The organism is Tannerella sp. (assembly GCF_030528505.1).
In the GTDB taxonomy this organism is placed as follows: domain Bacteria; phylum Bacteroidota; class Bacteroidia; order Bacteroidales; family Tannerellaceae; genus Tannerella.
Map to the genome: position 1 here is coordinate 1 of NZ_JAUMYS010000069.1, position 15,005 is coordinate 15,005.

At 48.9% G+C, this 15,005-nt stretch carries 12 protein-coding genes and 1 tRNA gene; 7 read left to right on the top strand and 6 right to left on the bottom strand.

What is annotated here, in order from left to right; all coding sequences use genetic code 11:
* A partial coding sequence (locus Q4A89_RS10020) for a hypothetical protein (RefSeq protein WP_303185279.1) occupies nt 1-663 on the bottom strand: 663 nt, incomplete at its 3' end.
* A 960-nt stretch (nt 664-1,623) separates the two neighbouring features.
* Here Q4A89_RS10020 and Q4A89_RS10025 point away from each other — a divergent pair.
* Complete coding sequence (locus Q4A89_RS10025; protein WP_303185280.1) at nt 1,624-4,410, top strand: TonB-dependent receptor; 2,787 nt, start codon at nt 1,624-1,626, stop codon at nt 4,408-4,410.
* A 136-nt stretch (nt 4,411-4,546) separates the two neighbouring features.
* On the opposite strand, the gene Q4A89_RS10030 is transcribed toward Q4A89_RS10025, so the two are convergent.
* On the bottom strand, nt 4,547-5,506 hold the full coding sequence (locus Q4A89_RS10030) for a UDP-glucuronic acid decarboxylase family protein (protein ID WP_303185282.1): 960 nt from the start codon (nt 5,504-5,506) through the stop codon (nt 4,547-4,549).
* Nucleotides 5,507-5,635: 129 nt separating this feature from the next.
* On the opposite strand from Q4A89_RS10030, the gene Q4A89_RS10035 reads away from it, so the two are divergent.
* The 3 genes from Q4A89_RS10035 (at nt 5,636) to Q4A89_RS10045 (ending at nt 6,656) form a co-directional block, all read left to right on the top strand.
* Nucleotides 5,636-5,713, top strand: a tRNA-Pro gene (locus Q4A89_RS10035).
* A 266-nt stretch (nt 5,714-5,979) separates the two neighbouring features.
* Nucleotides 5,980-6,279, top strand: coding sequence for a type II toxin-antitoxin system HigB family toxin (locus tag Q4A89_RS10040; protein ID WP_303185283.1), 300 nt, complete (start codon nt 5,980-5,982; stop codon nt 6,277-6,279).
* 14 nt (nt 6,280-6,293) lie between these two features.
* The gene (locus Q4A89_RS10045) at nt 6,294-6,656 is read left to right on the top strand and encodes a type II toxin-antitoxin system HigA family antitoxin (protein WP_303185285.1); all 363 of its coding nucleotides are present in this window, start codon (nt 6,294-6,296) and stop codon (nt 6,654-6,656) included.
* A gap of 237 nt (nt 6,657-6,893) precedes the next feature.
* On the opposite strand, the gene Q4A89_RS10050 is transcribed toward Q4A89_RS10045, so the two are convergent.
* Nucleotides 6,894-7,808: a PfkB family carbohydrate kinase gene (locus tag Q4A89_RS10050; protein ID WP_303185286.1), complete on the bottom strand. Its 915-nt coding sequence runs from the start codon at nt 7,806-7,808 to the stop codon at nt 6,894-6,896.
* Nucleotides 7,809-7,837: 29 nt separating this feature from the next.
* Nucleotides 7,838-8,698, bottom strand: coding sequence for a neutral zinc metallopeptidase (locus Q4A89_RS10055; protein WP_303185287.1), 861 nt, complete (start codon nt 8,696-8,698; stop codon nt 7,838-7,840).
* Between the two features lie 112 nt (nt 8,699-8,810).
* Between Q4A89_RS10055 and Q4A89_RS10060 the strand changes: the two genes are divergently transcribed.
* A complete protein-coding gene (locus Q4A89_RS10060; protein WP_303185288.1) occupies nt 8,811-10,016 on the top strand; it encodes an aminopeptidase C in 1,206 nt (401 codons plus the stop codon).
* Nucleotides 10,017-10,026: 10 nt separating this feature from the next.
* Nucleotides 10,027-10,491: a hypothetical protein gene (locus Q4A89_RS10065; protein ID WP_303185290.1), complete on the top strand. Its 465-nt coding sequence runs from the start codon at nt 10,027-10,029 to the stop codon at nt 10,489-10,491.
* A 107-nt stretch (nt 10,492-10,598) separates the two neighbouring features.
* Here the strand turns inward: Q4A89_RS10065 and Q4A89_RS10070 are convergent, their stop codons facing one another.
* Together Q4A89_RS10070 and tsaB are read right to left on the bottom strand one after the other, a co-directional pair.
* A complete protein-coding gene (locus Q4A89_RS10070) occupies nt 10,599-11,492 on the bottom strand; it encodes a phospholipase A (RefSeq protein WP_303185291.1) in 894 nt (297 codons plus the stop codon).
* Between the two features lie 5 nt (nt 11,493-11,497).
* On the bottom strand, nt 11,498-12,181 hold the full coding sequence (gene tsaB, locus Q4A89_RS10075) for a tRNA (adenosine(37)-N6)-threonylcarbamoyltransferase complex dimerization subunit type 1 TsaB (RefSeq protein ID WP_303185292.1): 684 nt from the start codon (nt 12,179-12,181) through the stop codon (nt 11,498-11,500).
* Nucleotides 12,182-12,373: 192 nt separating this feature from the next.
* On the opposite strand from tsaB, the gene clpB reads away from it, so the two are divergent.
* Nucleotides 12,374-14,962, top strand: coding sequence for an ATP-dependent chaperone ClpB (clpB, locus tag Q4A89_RS10080; protein ID WP_303185293.1), 2,589 nt, complete (start codon nt 12,374-12,376; stop codon nt 14,960-14,962).
* The last annotated feature ends 43 nt before the right edge of the window (nt 14,963-15,005 follow it).

Sequence of the window (15,005 nt, forward strand, 5' to 3'; positions counted from 1 at the left end):
CGGTTCTTCTTCTTTCTGTTTGCGTCGTCCCAGATTTACGATGATGCGCGCATTCCGATACTCCGTATAGAGTTCCGACGGGTCGAACAGTTTCATCAGACTGTCCAGCAGATAAAATTGCTTACGCAGTTCTCCGATCAATTCGGCAAACAGTTCATTTTTCGATTTCCGTTCCGCCGTCAGCTCGCGAGGCTGCGTAACGATAGTCGATAATTGTTCAATCAATAGCTTGGCAGCTTTTACATCTTCTTCCTTTACGCCATAATCGTTCAAATGGTGCAGACATGACTCCACTAATTGAACCAGATGCGTCAAACGTTGAACCAATAACAAGTCACGCAGCTGAAGCAGTGAGGCTTTGCTTACGCTCAGTTCGTCGTGCAGTTTCATGTCATTTTTATCGACCGCATACACTGCCACAGGCTTGCAAAGTTTAACCACCGAAGCCACAGCATCCTGAATCAACTCCGCTTTGTTCTGTGTCGCTCCCGTCGTGACGATCAATGTGCCTCGGTGCGCCTCATTGGTTTTGTCCATTGTTACTTTGATGTCCGATACTACATGAACGATACGCGGAATATGGCTCCATTCCCCATTACGTCTGCTCATCACTTCCATAGTCGTATTTGCCATGGTCAAATAATTTTCATGATTCCGTTTCATAATATTTTCTTTTGATTCGTGAATAATATTTTTTGCCAAAAATAACAAATCAAAATCAGAAAACAAGCACAAAATAGTTAAATAAACATAACAAATTTGGGTTATTTCTTTTCGCAATACTTAAACAGAGTTCAAACTAAGATAAACAGCTACTCTACAACGATTTCCTCATTACGCAATAAACAATTTGCTTATTGCATCATTCATTTTAACGTTCTCTTTTCCAATTATTCGATCGATCCGGTTCTTTGCGATGTTATCATAATGGTTTTAATTATCTTGATCATGAAATAAGAGGTCTTCACTTCTCTATATAACGCATGAAAAATAAAATATGATCAGTTCACACTCGAATATGAAACCTTCCCACTCGAATATGGAGCATGAACTATGAAATATTGTCAGTTACGATATAAATATTGTCAGTTCACACTCGAATATGAGACCTTCCCACTCAAATATGATGTCTTCACAGTCGAATATGGCGTCTCTCGCATGAAATATTGTCAGTTCACAATGAAAAACGACCTCTTCATCATCGAAAAAGGCATCTTCTACAAGTTTTCTTTGAGTTTCATCATGACAACGATCGGATCGCTATCGGCCGAGACCTCCCCCAGCCCCTCAACGTACACTTTTTCATCCGTATCATGAAAATAAAGATCAGGCCTTTCAAATCCACCTATATTTATTTTTTTATTGAAACGCGATTATTTTACGTTTATTGTCGAAAATAATCCTTACTGTTGCAATAAATACACCTCTGCAATCAAAATCGATCCGGTTCGGGCGAATTCGTATCCGGTTTATGGCGAAAATAACAGTTGAGGTCTTACAACTTCTCGCTTTCAGTCCTTATTCTCTCCATAAAAATAAAAAAAAAGAAGATTTTATTTAAACTTTTCCGATAAGGGTTCGTCTATTGCTTATAATAAAACGACAAACTAAAAAAAGAAATTTATGACACGACGAGGTAAATCATTTTTTATGCTCGCCTTTCTTCTTTTTACCATCTGCGCCGTCGCTCAGGTGGACGTGAAAGGCACAATTATTGAAGAACAGAGCAAAGAAGCCGTCGAACAGGCCACTGTACGACTGCTCAACATGAAAGACAGCTCGATGGTGAACGGTACGGTGAGCGGCCGTAACGGATCCTTCATCCTCCGGAGCGTTAAAGCGGGCGACTATCTGCTGCATGTCACTTTCGTAGGCTATGAACCCGTCTACCAACTGCTCGAAATCACGAATCGAACGAATCCGGTCGACGTCGGTACGATTACCATGCGCGACGAAAGCGTCATGCTCGGCGAGGCCGTCGTCACGGCCAAGGCCGTTGAAGTTCAAGTCAAAAACGACACGATCGAATACAACGCCGACTCGTATAAAGTGGCCGAAGGATCGATGCTGGAAGACCTGCTCAAAAAAATGCCCGGCGTCGAAGTCAATTCCGAAGGCAAGGTGACGATCAACGGGAAAGAAATCAAGAAAATACTTGTCGACGGAAAAGAATTCTTTTCGGACGACCCGAAAGTAGCCTCCAAAAACCTCCCCGCCAAGATGGTCGATAAAGTACAAACCTACGAACGACGCAGCAACATGGCGCAGATGACCGGTTTCGACGACGGCGACGAGGAAGCCGTCATCAACCTCACCATTAAACCCGGCATGAAACAGGGATGGTTCGGAAACCTCATCGGCGGATACGGCACCCGAAGGCGTTACGACGGTAACATGATGATTAATCGCTTTGTCGAAAACGATCAGTTCTCCCTCATCGGCGGTCTCAACAACACGAACAATATGGGATTTACCGATTTTGCCGCCGCCATGTTCAGCGGCATGGGAGGCGGACGCCGACGCTTCCGAGGCTTCGGAGCGGGCAACGGAATCACCTCATCGGGCAACATCGGGACGAACTTCAGCAAAGAATTCAACCCGCGCTTCACCGTCGGCGGCAACGTACAATACGCTCATTCCGACAACGACGCCCTTTCGCAAAGCAATCGGCAAAATATCTTGCCCGCCGACAGCTCTTCGTACGACTACAATAAAACTTCCGCCCGCACACGCACTGATAACGTGGGCGTCAACCTCCGTATGGAATGGAAGCCGGACACATTAACCCATTTCATCTTCCAACCCGAGTTCTCCTATCATAAAACGCGTAACGAAGAACACGAAGATGCCTACACGCTAAGCGGTCGGCGCGACTCGGTCAACACTTCGCGCTCCTACTCCCTTTCCGACGGCGAAGGCTACAACGCTTCGGCACGCCTCGATTTCAGTCGCAAACTCAACAGCAAGGGACGCACCCTCAGCGGATCGCTTTCCGGCGGACTCAACAGCTCATACGGCAACGAACAGAACCATTCCGCCACCCGATACCTCCTTTTCGCCGACTCCGTCGGCCTTATCGACCAGCGCGTACGCTACGACAACAGCGGATATAACTATCGCGCCTTCGTCTCGTGGGTCGAACCCGTCGGACACAACAATTTCATACAGGCCACGTACCGAATCGGAGAAAACAGACGCGAATTGCTCAAAGACGCCTACGTCGACGACGGCAGCGGAAACTATACCCGACTCGACACGGCCTACAGCAAAAGCACCCGCAACCATGCCGTCGAACAGCGCGTCAGTCTTGCCTTCAAAGCCGTAAGAGAAAAATACACCCTCACCGTCGGATTCAACGTCGACCCCTCTTACACCCGAACCGAAACCTTCGTCGGCGACCGCACGCTCTATTCCATGTCGCGCAATGTCATGAATTATTCTCCCACCGCGCAATTACGCTACCGGTTCGATAAACGAACCGACCTGCGCGTCGATTACGACGGACGCACCGGACAACCCGACATGACGCAACTGCAACCCGTGCCCGACGTTTCCGATCCGCTCAACACCATCATCGGTAATCCGAACTTGAGTCCGACTTACACGAACAACCTTCGCGTTCGCTTCGGCAAATTCATCCCCGAAACGCAGACGGCTTACATGCTGATGGCCAACGGAAACTATATCCTCAACGACATTGTCAATAAAACGACAACCGAACGACGTACCGGCAAACGCACCACGACTTACGAGAACGTCGACGGAAATTTCAATGCCGACGTGCGCGCCATCTTCAACGTGCCCCTCAAAAACAACAAGTTCTCCGTCTTTTCCATGACCTTCGCGCGCTATTCCAACGCCGGCGGATACATCGACGGTGAAAAGAATACCAGCAAAGCGATGACCCTCTCTCAACGCGCGGCCATCAACTACCGTTCCGACCTTTTCGATTTCAGTCTCAACGGAAACATCCGCTATAATCGGACGCACAACACGCTTCAAGGGCAAAACGATCTGCATACCTTCAACTACGGAGGCGGAGCTTCCACAACGCTCTACCTTCCGTACAACTTCCAGATCGAAAGCGACATCGATTACTCGGCCAACGCCGGCTATTCCGCCGGATACGAACAGAAAGAATGGCTTTGGAACGCTTCCGTCTCCAAAACGTTCCTCAAGAACAATGCCGGAATACTTCGATTCAAAGTCTACGACATCCTCCGACAACGCAGCAACATCTCTTACAGTGCCACGGCCAGCGCCATCCGTTATACGGAATACAACACCCTGAACAGCTACGCCATGCTCTATTTCATCTACCGCTTCAGCATTTTCAAAGGCGGCGGGAAGGCTTCGGACATGCGCATGCCCGGTATTTTCGGACAAGGACACGGACGACCGCCCCATTAACACGGTTTACGAAGCCGTGGAAGACCGTTTCGACACATTTCGTGTCGAAACAGTCCCCCACGGTGTTCTTTTAACGGCACGCGCGGCCGTTTTTATTCGCGAGATCGTCGTTCCGATACCGCAAAGAATGAAAAAATCAGGGACGCGTCTGTTTTTCGCTCCGCAACAACTCGTCGAAGTAAGCAATCGTCTTCTTCAATCCCTCTTCGAGCTTGACGGTGGGCTGCCAACCGTCTAATTTTTCGAACGCGAGCGAAATATCGGGCTTTCGCTGCTTCGGATCGTCCTGCGGCAAGGGCTCAAAGACGATTTTCGACTTCGATCCGGTCAGACGAATCACCTCATGCGCCAGTTCGAGCATCGAAAACTCGCCCGGATTGCCCAGATTGACCGGTCCGTTGAAGTCGTCGCCCGTATTCATCATGCGCAACATCCCTTCTACCAAATCGTCGATATATTGAAAGCTCCGTGTTTGCGTTCCGCTTCCGTAAATCGTGATGTCTTTCCCCGTCAAAGCCTGCACAATGAAGTTCGACACCACTCGACCGTCGTTTTTATCCATGCGCGGGCCGTACGTATTGAAGATACGGATGATTTTGACACGTATCCCGTGCTGCCGGTGATAATCCATGCAAAGCGTTTCGGCCGCGCGCTTCCCTTCGTCGTAGCACGAGCGGATACCGATCGGATTCACGTTGCCCCAGTACGATTCGACCTGAGGATGCACCGTCGGGTCGCCATATACTTCGCTCGTCGAGGCATGAAGAATCTTCGCACCCACGCGTTTGGCCAGTCCGAGCATGTTCAGCGCGCCGTAAATCGACGTTTTCAGCGTTTTGATCGGGTTATACTGGTAATAAACGGGCGATGCGGGACAGGCGAGGTTATAGACTTTGTCTACCTCGGCGTAATAGGGCGTAGTCACATCGTGCCGCACGGCCTCGAAACGGTCGTTGCCCAGCAGATGACGGATATTGTTCTTGTTTCCAGTAAAATAATTGTCGAGGCAAATCACATCGTTACCTTCTCTTACCAGTCGCTCGCACAAATGCGAACCGATAAACCCGGCCCCCCCGGTCACTAAGATTCGTTCCATCTCTTTTGTCTTTTCTTCTGTTTTATGCCTGCAAAAGTACGGTATATTTTTAACTTGACGAGAAAAATATCGGTCGAGCATTGTCCGTTCTCAATTAATTTTATACCTTTGCGCCGCAAAATGCGATTGCGGGGTGTAGCTCAGCCCGGTTAGAGTACGCGTCTGGGGGGCGCGTGGTCGCTGGTTCGAATCCAGTCACCCCGACCAAACGATTTAAAGACACCGGTTCCTTTTATGGAAAGATCGGTGTCTTTTTTTTAAAATCACGCTCAAAATAACCACAAAATCCCACTTTGCACAGCATCATATAAGATTGTCCAATCACTTTTTTCTTGTCTAATATGACTTTCCCACCGGAAGAAAGAAGAGACAAACAGAAAAGATCGAAATTCTATTTTCTAAAACTTTTATAGTGTAAAAATCTTGTTGTGCAAAATTTTCACACTATCTTTGTATCGTAAAAGAAGAAAAGAATGAGAATCGTATCACATAAAAAAATAAAAGAATTTTATGAAACGAAAGGACGTGAAGATACACGTTTAGCTCTGGAGCGCTGGTACGATATAACCGAAAAGGCTAATTGGAGAAGCCTATCGGATATAAAAGTTGATTTTCCTGCTATCGACTATGTGGGTAACCAACACTATGTATTCAATATAAGAGGAAACAGTTATCGATTGGTCGTAGTTATTAAGTTTACCATAGGATATGTTTATATACGCTGGGTTGGAACTCATAAAGAATATGAAAAGATTGATTGTTCAACTATATAATGAAGAAAAAGGACATGAGCAAAATAACAAAACAGCAGTACGAGGTCGCATTAGCGAAAGTTGAGGAACTTTTACCTCTCGTAGATGACAGTGTACCTGCAACTGACAGCAATGCCGTCTTACTAACTATTTTTTCTGATATAATTATCTCTTACGAGGAAGAACATTATCCTATCGACAAACCAACGGTTTCGGACTTGATTGAGTTTGGGCTTCAAGAAAAAGGTATGACGCAAAAGCAACTAGCCGGAGAAATTGGAGTTAGTCCATCAAGAGTGAATGATTACATCTCCGGACGTTCAGAGCCCTCCCTGAAGATAGCAAGATTACTATGTAAAGTATTAGGCATCTCTCCTGAAGCCATGTTAGGCTATTAAAGTGTTTACGGGCATTCGCAAGAAGACATAGAGGAGGACAAAGCAAATGTCGGCAAACTATAACGGCAGCCCCGATGAGACATTTGCTGTTTTTTATTCGGACTCAGTGACAAGGATACGTCGTCTTAAAAAACAAAATAACCTGTGACATCATAAGAGGTATCATGCAGGATTATCTGTCTTCCTAATCCGCTTTTTAAAACTGCGAAACGAGATATTTTCCCGTTCGCTTTAGTTTCATGGATGAATGCTTCCGTCGATATTCGGCATGCAGGTCGCATTTTCACGCATCACCCGCTTCACGTCTTCCACGCTTGCGTCTACCGGCCCGGAACGTTCGATTTTTAAGGTCGAGAGAGCGGCTGCGAAGTTGCCTGCCTCGTCGATGGTCACTCCTTTGGTGCGGCGATAAAGGTACCCGGCCATATAGGTATCGCCGCAACCGGTCGGATCGACCACTTTGCGAGGAATATAAGCCGGTATGCGATAAAACTTGCGCCCGTCGTAAATCAGCGAGCCCATGCTTCCGAATGTGAGCAGCACTTCTTTTATTCCCCATTCGTAGAGCTTTTTTGCCGCACGAGGAGCGTCTTTGTAGCCCGTCAGCACCTCCATCTCCTGCTCGTTGGCTTTGAGGAAGTGAATAAATCGGAATGCTTCGTGTTTGTCTGTCCAATCGGTCGCGTGCACGTGCGTATCGCGTACTTCACGCAGGTATCCTTGCGAATCGACCGAAATCAGGCCCTTGCCGGCCAGATACCGGAGCGTCTCGAGCGGAAAATCGTCGGCCAGCAACGCTCCGAGATGAAAAATCTCGGCATCTGCGTCACGCAGCGGCTCTATGGTAAACGGAGCAGCCTTAGCCAGCACGCGCTGCGTGCGATCGTCGGGATTGTCACCGTAAATATTTTCAAAATACACGGAATACGGGCTCGGCAGAACGGTTGTACGGATACCCAGCGCCGTCAGTTCGTCCGTAACACCTCGTTCCGATACCCCGACAGCAGTAACCAGCGCATAGTTGAGGTCGTCGAAGCGTTTAAGCGCGTGCGAGACGTAGAAAGACGTCCCTCCGGGCATATAAACCGTGTTTCCGGGAGTTACGACCTTATCGAGGGTGATATGGCCGATGCAGCAAAGTTCGTGTTTCATCTCAGGTATCTGTTTGAGAAAAAAGTTCTTTATAGATCCGAGTAATTCGGGGAAAACGTATCGCCATCGGCCGGATTGCCTGTTTGAATGCCTTTCTTCAACCAGCCCATGCGTTGCGCGGACGTGCCATGATTAAAGGCATCGGGTACCGTATATCCCTGCGCTTCCATTTGCAAGCGGTCGTCGCCGATTTGCGATGCGGCATTGAGTCCGTCGGCGATATCTTTGTCTTCGATGGATTGAAAACGTTTGCTTTCGTGATTCGCCCAAACGCCGGCATAGAAATCAGCCTGTAATTCGAGTCGTACGTTCAGTCGATTTCTCTCCACCTGATTCATCCGGCTTTGTTGTCGGTGTACTTGATCGAGCGTTCCGAGCAAATACTGCACGTGATGCCCTACTTCGTGAGCAATCACGTAAGCATACGCGAAATCGCCCCCTGCTTTGAGTTGAGTCTCCATCTGACTGAAAAACGACAAGTCGATATAGACGGTCTGATCGGCCGAGCAATAGAACGGACCGGTTGCCGACGACGCATTTCCGCATCCGGATGTCGTCTTCGAATGAAAAATAACGAGTCGCGGGCTTTTATACGTCAGTCCGCGTTGTGCGAAGAGATCGGTCCAGACATCTTCGGTACTCGCAAAGATAATTTTTGAGAAGGTAAACAATCGCTGCTCCTCTTCGGTCGGTACATACTCCGTTTCTGCTCCGTCCGAAAGCCCCATCCCACCGACTTGCTGTAAAACATCGAGCGGATTGCCGCCCATCATCCACATCAATAGTCCGACAATAATCATTCCTCCGATTCCTAACGAAGCCTTACGTCCGCCGGACTTTCCGCGGCGATCTTCCACATTCGTGCTCTCTCTTCTTCCTTCCAGTTTCATCTCTTCTTGTTTAAATCTTTATTCGCGTATTTTTTTCAACAAAAGTAACGAAAAAATCGCATGTATAAAACGAAAAACGTATATTTGCGCATTATTCAAAATTAAACATATCATGACGAAAAAATGGATGACACTGAGTGTCCTTTTGTTTGCATCGTTTTCTTCGGTGCATGCACAAGAGGAACAGCAAGTGCAAAAGGAAGACGGCTATCAATTTACAACCGTCAAGGAGTTGAAGATAACACCGGTAAAGAACCAGAATCGTACGGGAACATGCTGGTCGTTTTCGGGTGTGGGATTGATCGAAGCCGAATTGTTGCGGACGGGAAAAGGCGAATACAACCTTTCGGAGATGTTCATTGCCAACCATTCGTACAAAGATAAGGCCGATAAGTTCGTGCGGTTGCACGGTAAGTTGAACTTTGCGCAGGGAGGTTCGTTTGCCGATGTGATTTATGTGTTCAAACATTACGGCGCTGTACCGGCCGACCTTTACAAGGGGTTGGAATATGGCGAAAACACTCATGTGCACGGAGAATTGTCCGAAATAGCTACGGCTTATGTGAATGCGGTCATCAAGAATCCGGACAAAAAACTGTCGACGGCATGGAAAAAAGGCTTCGACGGTGTCATCGACACGTATCTGGGCAAACTCCCCGAGACCTTTACGTATCAGGGCAAACAATATACCCCCAAAAGTTTCGGCGAGTCGTTAGGACTGAACTTCGATGATTACGTTTCGCTGACGTCTTATACGCATCATCCGTTCTATTCGCAGTTCCCGCTCGAAATCGAAGACAACTGGCGCTGGGCACAGAGCTATAACCTCCCGATCCATGAGCTGATGGAAGTGTTCGATCATGCCATCAACAACGGCTACACGATTGCATGGGGCTCGGACGTGAGCGAAAGAGGCTTTACCCGCAACGGGATTGCCGTAGCCGCCGATATCGAAGCGTTGGAATCGTCCGGTTCGGATCAGGCACGCTGGGTCGGGCTGAGCAGAACGGAAAAAGAGGCCGAAATCAGAAAAATGGTAGAAAAACCCTGCAAAGAAATCGAAGTGACGCAGGAGCTTCGCCAGCAGGCTTACGACAATTATCAGACAACCGACGATCACGGTATGTTGATTTACGGTATCGCGAAAGACCAGACGGGCAAGAAGTTCTACATGGTAAAAAACTCGTGGGGTACGGAGAGCAAATACAAAGGACTTTGGTATGCATCGGAAACGTTTGTCGCTTACAAGACCATGAACATCGTCCTTCACAAAGATGCATTGCCTAAAGCCATCAAATCAAAGCTGGGCATTAAATAAATCATAAGGTATGGAATCGTTGGTAGATAAAGTAGAAAGAGTGGAACAACGCCGCCGCAAATGGCGCAAGATACGTAATATCGCGTTGTTGGTAATCGTAGCGGTTTTGCTGGCAGGAGGTTCGTTTTATTACTACTTTCCATTTGCCAAAGGTATCAAAACCGGCCGATTGAATTACGTCGTTTACAAGGGAATTATATTTAAGACCTACGAAGGCCGACTGATCCAGTCGGGTATTCGCCCCAGTGCGGACGGAGGCATCCAGTCGAACGAGTTCGTATTTTCCGTTTCGGACAAAGCCGTGGCGGAAGAGTTGATGAGCGCAGGAGGTCAAACCGTAGAGCTTCATTATGTCGAGTATCTCGGCGCGATTCCCTGGCGCGGCTACTCGCGTTATGTAGTCGATCGCATTGTCGGTATCTCTCCCGATAAAGAGGAAATAAAAGAAATCGATATCCCGTCGGAAGTGATGTAAGAAAGATCGGGAAACAAATCGGACTAAGACGGAGGCTGCGTGGGTGGCCTCCGTTTTTTTTCGGATTCAGACCGTTTTTTCAGCAACGATTATCCGCAGAAAGAGTATCAGAAAATGCTAAAGTCTCGCGGCTTGATGACCATGCCGACACGAACCACGCTTTTGAATTTGTCGTAATCCAACAGATTCTCACCGTAGCCGTTATAATACTGGAGGAATAAATATTGGTTTTCGTTCTTATGCAATTTATAGCTAAGCTCCCATTGCGTATTGAAGCTAAAAGATTTGTTCCGCCACGTAGCCAGCATTCCGGCCTGAATCCGGCGATTGCTCGTACGATAGCTGAGTCCGAAATGTCCCAGACCGTTGTATCGGAGAATATCCCGGTTGTTCTCCCCGTCGATAATCGGTATCCATGCTTTGAGCTGTAGTTCCACATGCGGACTGACCATTAAACTTCCGCTAAGCGACACTTTGTTCCAGCTGCGCGATGCTTCTCCGTCTTTTCCGTTCGATTCGTGTTCGAGCATCAAAAAAGCCTTTCCGATATATCGGTTCTGATAGACAATCAGGTGACCGAGTCCAATCCCCGGATTAAAATTCAGATCACGCATCGGCAGAGATTCTTCTAAGACATTCCAGACGGTCTTTTGCGTAAACTGAAGAAACAAATAGGTGTCGAAGGGTAATTTACTTTTTGTCAGACGCTGGATTACGCTGAGTTGAAATTTCACATTCGAATTTTCCGCTCTAATCTTCTGACCTACGGGGATGCCGCCGATAAAATAATTATCCCGAAACACTCCGAAATACGGGCCGTTTTCAATAATCGCACGCACGCTGTCGGCATTATAATTCGTTCGTGTCGCTTCGATCTTCTCCTTGATGACCGTCCGAAAACTGTCGATACGACTTAACGCACCCTCTCCTCCCGCAGGCTGCTGCGCATAAAGTGCTCCACAGCAGTAAAACAAAAAGAGAAAAGAATAGAAACGTTTCATCCGATTTATTTTCCAAGCACTTTGTTTTTGGGAGTTGTTGCGATAAAATCTTTCAGATAGAGCGGTTCGAAATACGCCGTGTCGACAAATCTTTTCTCGCGGAAAGCCTTTTCGGCCAATGGTGCCATCGCAATCGCTAACGGATAAACCTCGTCAAGAAAAACAGCGTGTTCCGATGTAAGAACGGGCTGACATTTCGTGGCTCCGTCGCCAAAAAAGCACACGCGTCGCGTTTCCAGCCACGAATCGTAACTTTCGGGCGTAATGATCTCGGCCATTGTTTCCCGCACGGGATGCAAACGAACATCGTATATCGCTGCATAGACTTCCATCCGTCGGGCATCCATCATGGCACAATACAAACACTCGGGGTCTCCGTGCTTCCGGATGGCTTCGGAAGCAAGCAACTCAAGCGTCGGTACGGCAATCAGCGGAACGCCGGCTCCCATACATAAGCCTTTGGCCAACGAAACCCCAATGCGCAATCCGGTGTAAGAACCCGGGCCGGCACTGACGGCTACGGCATCGAGTGTTCCCTTGGCCACGGACACGGCTTCTTCGACAAACAGACCGGCCAAAGACGCGTGCGAGGGCCCTTCGAACGACGCTTTCTCAAAAACAACGCTCCCGCCTTCGGATAAAGCGACGGAGCAAACTTTAGTCGATGTCTCGATATGTAATATTCTCATTGCTTGATCATGATTTTCGGACAACAAAGGTATCATAAAATCGAAAATTATACGCTAAACCGATTAAAAAGAACATCCGCGTCCATGTCTGGAAGAAATGCGCCATTCTGTCATGATTCGCTCTGTGGCATTTTATTTGTCGTATAGCTCGTATGAAATAAATTATCGCAAAAAACAAAGGAGGAGAAAGAAATGAATTTAAACAATTTTACCATCAAATCGCAAGAAGCGGTGCAGAAGGCGGTCGAGCTGGTCAGGATGCAAAACCGGCAAAGCATCGAAGCCACGCACCTGTTGAAAGCTGTCATTCTGACAGGGGAGAGCATGATGCAGTTCCTGTTTCAGAAGTTGGGCATCCATGCAGCGGGCTTACATCAGCTGTTGGATCGAAAACTCGAGTCGTATCCGAAGGTTGCGGGAGGCGAGCCTTACCTGAGCCGTGAGGCTAACGCCGTGTTGCAAAAAGCCATCGATTACTGCGGGAAAATGGGCGACCAGTATGTCTCGCTCGAGCATATCGTATTGGCGCTGCTTACGGAACAAAGCGACGCGTCGCAGATGCTCAAAGACGCCGGCATGACTGAGAAGGACTTACGCGCCGCTATCGAAGAATTGAGGAAAGGCAACAAAGTGACGAGTCAATCGGCCGAAGATACGTACGATTCGCTGAGCAAATACGCCATCAACCTCAACGAACGGGCACGGTCGGGGAAACTCGATCCGGTGATCGGGCGCGATGAAGAGATTCGTCGCGTGTTGCAGATCTTAAGTCGCCGGACGAAGAACAACCCGATCCTGATCGGTGAGCCGGGAGTCGGTAAGACGGCGATCGCCGAGGGATTGGCCCATCGTATTGTGCGGGGCGACGTGCCGGAGAACCTGAAGAGCAAACAAATCTTTTCGCTCGACATGGGCGCTCTGATTGCAGGAGCGAAATACAAGGGAGAATTTGAAGAGCGTCTGAAAGCCGTAGTCAACGAAGTCAGCCGCTCCGACGGACAGATTATTCTGTTTATCGACGAGATTCATACGCTGGTCGGCGCGGGAAAAAGCGAAGGCGCGATGGACGCGGCCAATATCCTCAAACCGGCGTTGGCACGCGGAGAACTGCGTGCCATCGGCGCGACGACGCTTGACGAGTACCAGAAATATTTTGAAAAAGACAAAGCGTTAGAACGTCGCTTCCAAACGGTGATGGTCGACGAGCCGGACGAGGCCGATACGATCTCGATCTTACGCGGTCTGAAGGAGAAATACGAAAATCATCATAAGATACGTATCAAGGACGATGCGATCATTGCCGCCGTGCAGCTTTCGAGCCGTTATATTACCGACCGTTTCTTGCCGGACAAGGCGATCGACCTGATGGACGAAGCGGCGGCACGTCTGCGGATGCAGGTCGATTCGGTGCCCGAGTCGCTCGACGAAGTATCGCGCCGCATCGCTCAGCTCGAAATTGAACGCGAAGCCATCAAACGCGAAGACGACAAAGCGAAACTCGAGCAATTAAGCAAAGAAATCGCCGACCTGCGGGAGGACGAGAAAAAACAAATGGCTCGCTGGCAAAGCGAAAAGAATCTGATCGACCGGATTCAACAGAACAAGATCGACATCGAGTCGCTGAAATATGAGGCCGACCGTGCCGAGCGCGAAGGCGATTACGGTAAGGTGGCCGAGATACGCTACGGTAAGATCAAAGCCAAGGAAGAAGAGAACGCAGCCATCCAGATGCAGCTCCACGAGATGCAGGGAAGCGCGGCAATGATTAAGGAGGAAGTCGACGGCGAGGATATCGCCGACGTTGTGTCGCGGTGGACGGGTATCCCCGTCAGCAAGATGATGCAGAGCGAGCGTGACAAGCTGCTGCATCTCGAAGACGAGCTGCACCGGCGCGTCATCGGACAGGAGGAAGCGATCCGTGCCATTGCCGACGCCGTACGTCGCAGTCGGGCAGGGCTGCAAGACCCTAAACGGCCCATCGGCTCGTTTATCTTTCTCGGTACGACAGGCGTCGGAAAGACCGAGCTGGCCAAAGCGCTGGCCGAGTATCTGTTCGACGACGAGAACATGATGACGCGCATCGACATGAGCGAATATCAGGAGAAGTTCAGCGCCACGCGGCTGGTCGGAGCACCTCCGGGATACGTTGGTTACGACGAGGGCGGACAACTGACCGAAGCCATCCGGCGCAAACCGTACTCGGTCGTGCTGTTCGACGAAATCGAGAAGGCTCACCCGGACGTATTCAATGTGTTGCTTCAAGTACTCGACGACGGCCGACTGACCGACAACAAAGGACGAACCGTGAACTTCAAGAACACGATCATCATCATGACGAGCAACATGGGCTCATCGCTGATACGTGAAAACTTCGAGCGGATGACGGCAGCCAATCGTCCGCAGGTAATTGCCGCGACGAAGACGCAGGTACTCGACTTGCTGAAGAAAAGCATCCGTCCCGAGTTCTTGAACCGTATCGACGAGATTATCATGTTCACGCCGCTTGACGAGTCGGAAATCCGTCAGATCGTTGATCTGCAACTGAAGCATGTGCAGACAATGCTGGCCGCAAACGGCATCACCCTGCAATTTACCGACGAAGCGATGGCTTATCTGGCCGAGAAAGGGTATGACCCGCAGTTCGGTGCGCGCCCCGTCAAACGAGTGATCCAAGACCTCGTGCTTAACGAGCTGTCGAAAGAGATTCTTGGCGGCAAGATCCATCGCGAGCGTCCGGTCGTCGTCGGATTCGACGGAAGTGAATTAAACTTTAAGAATTAGAAATATCTCTGTCGCGGAAACTGGAGTTTCCGCGGCAGAAACA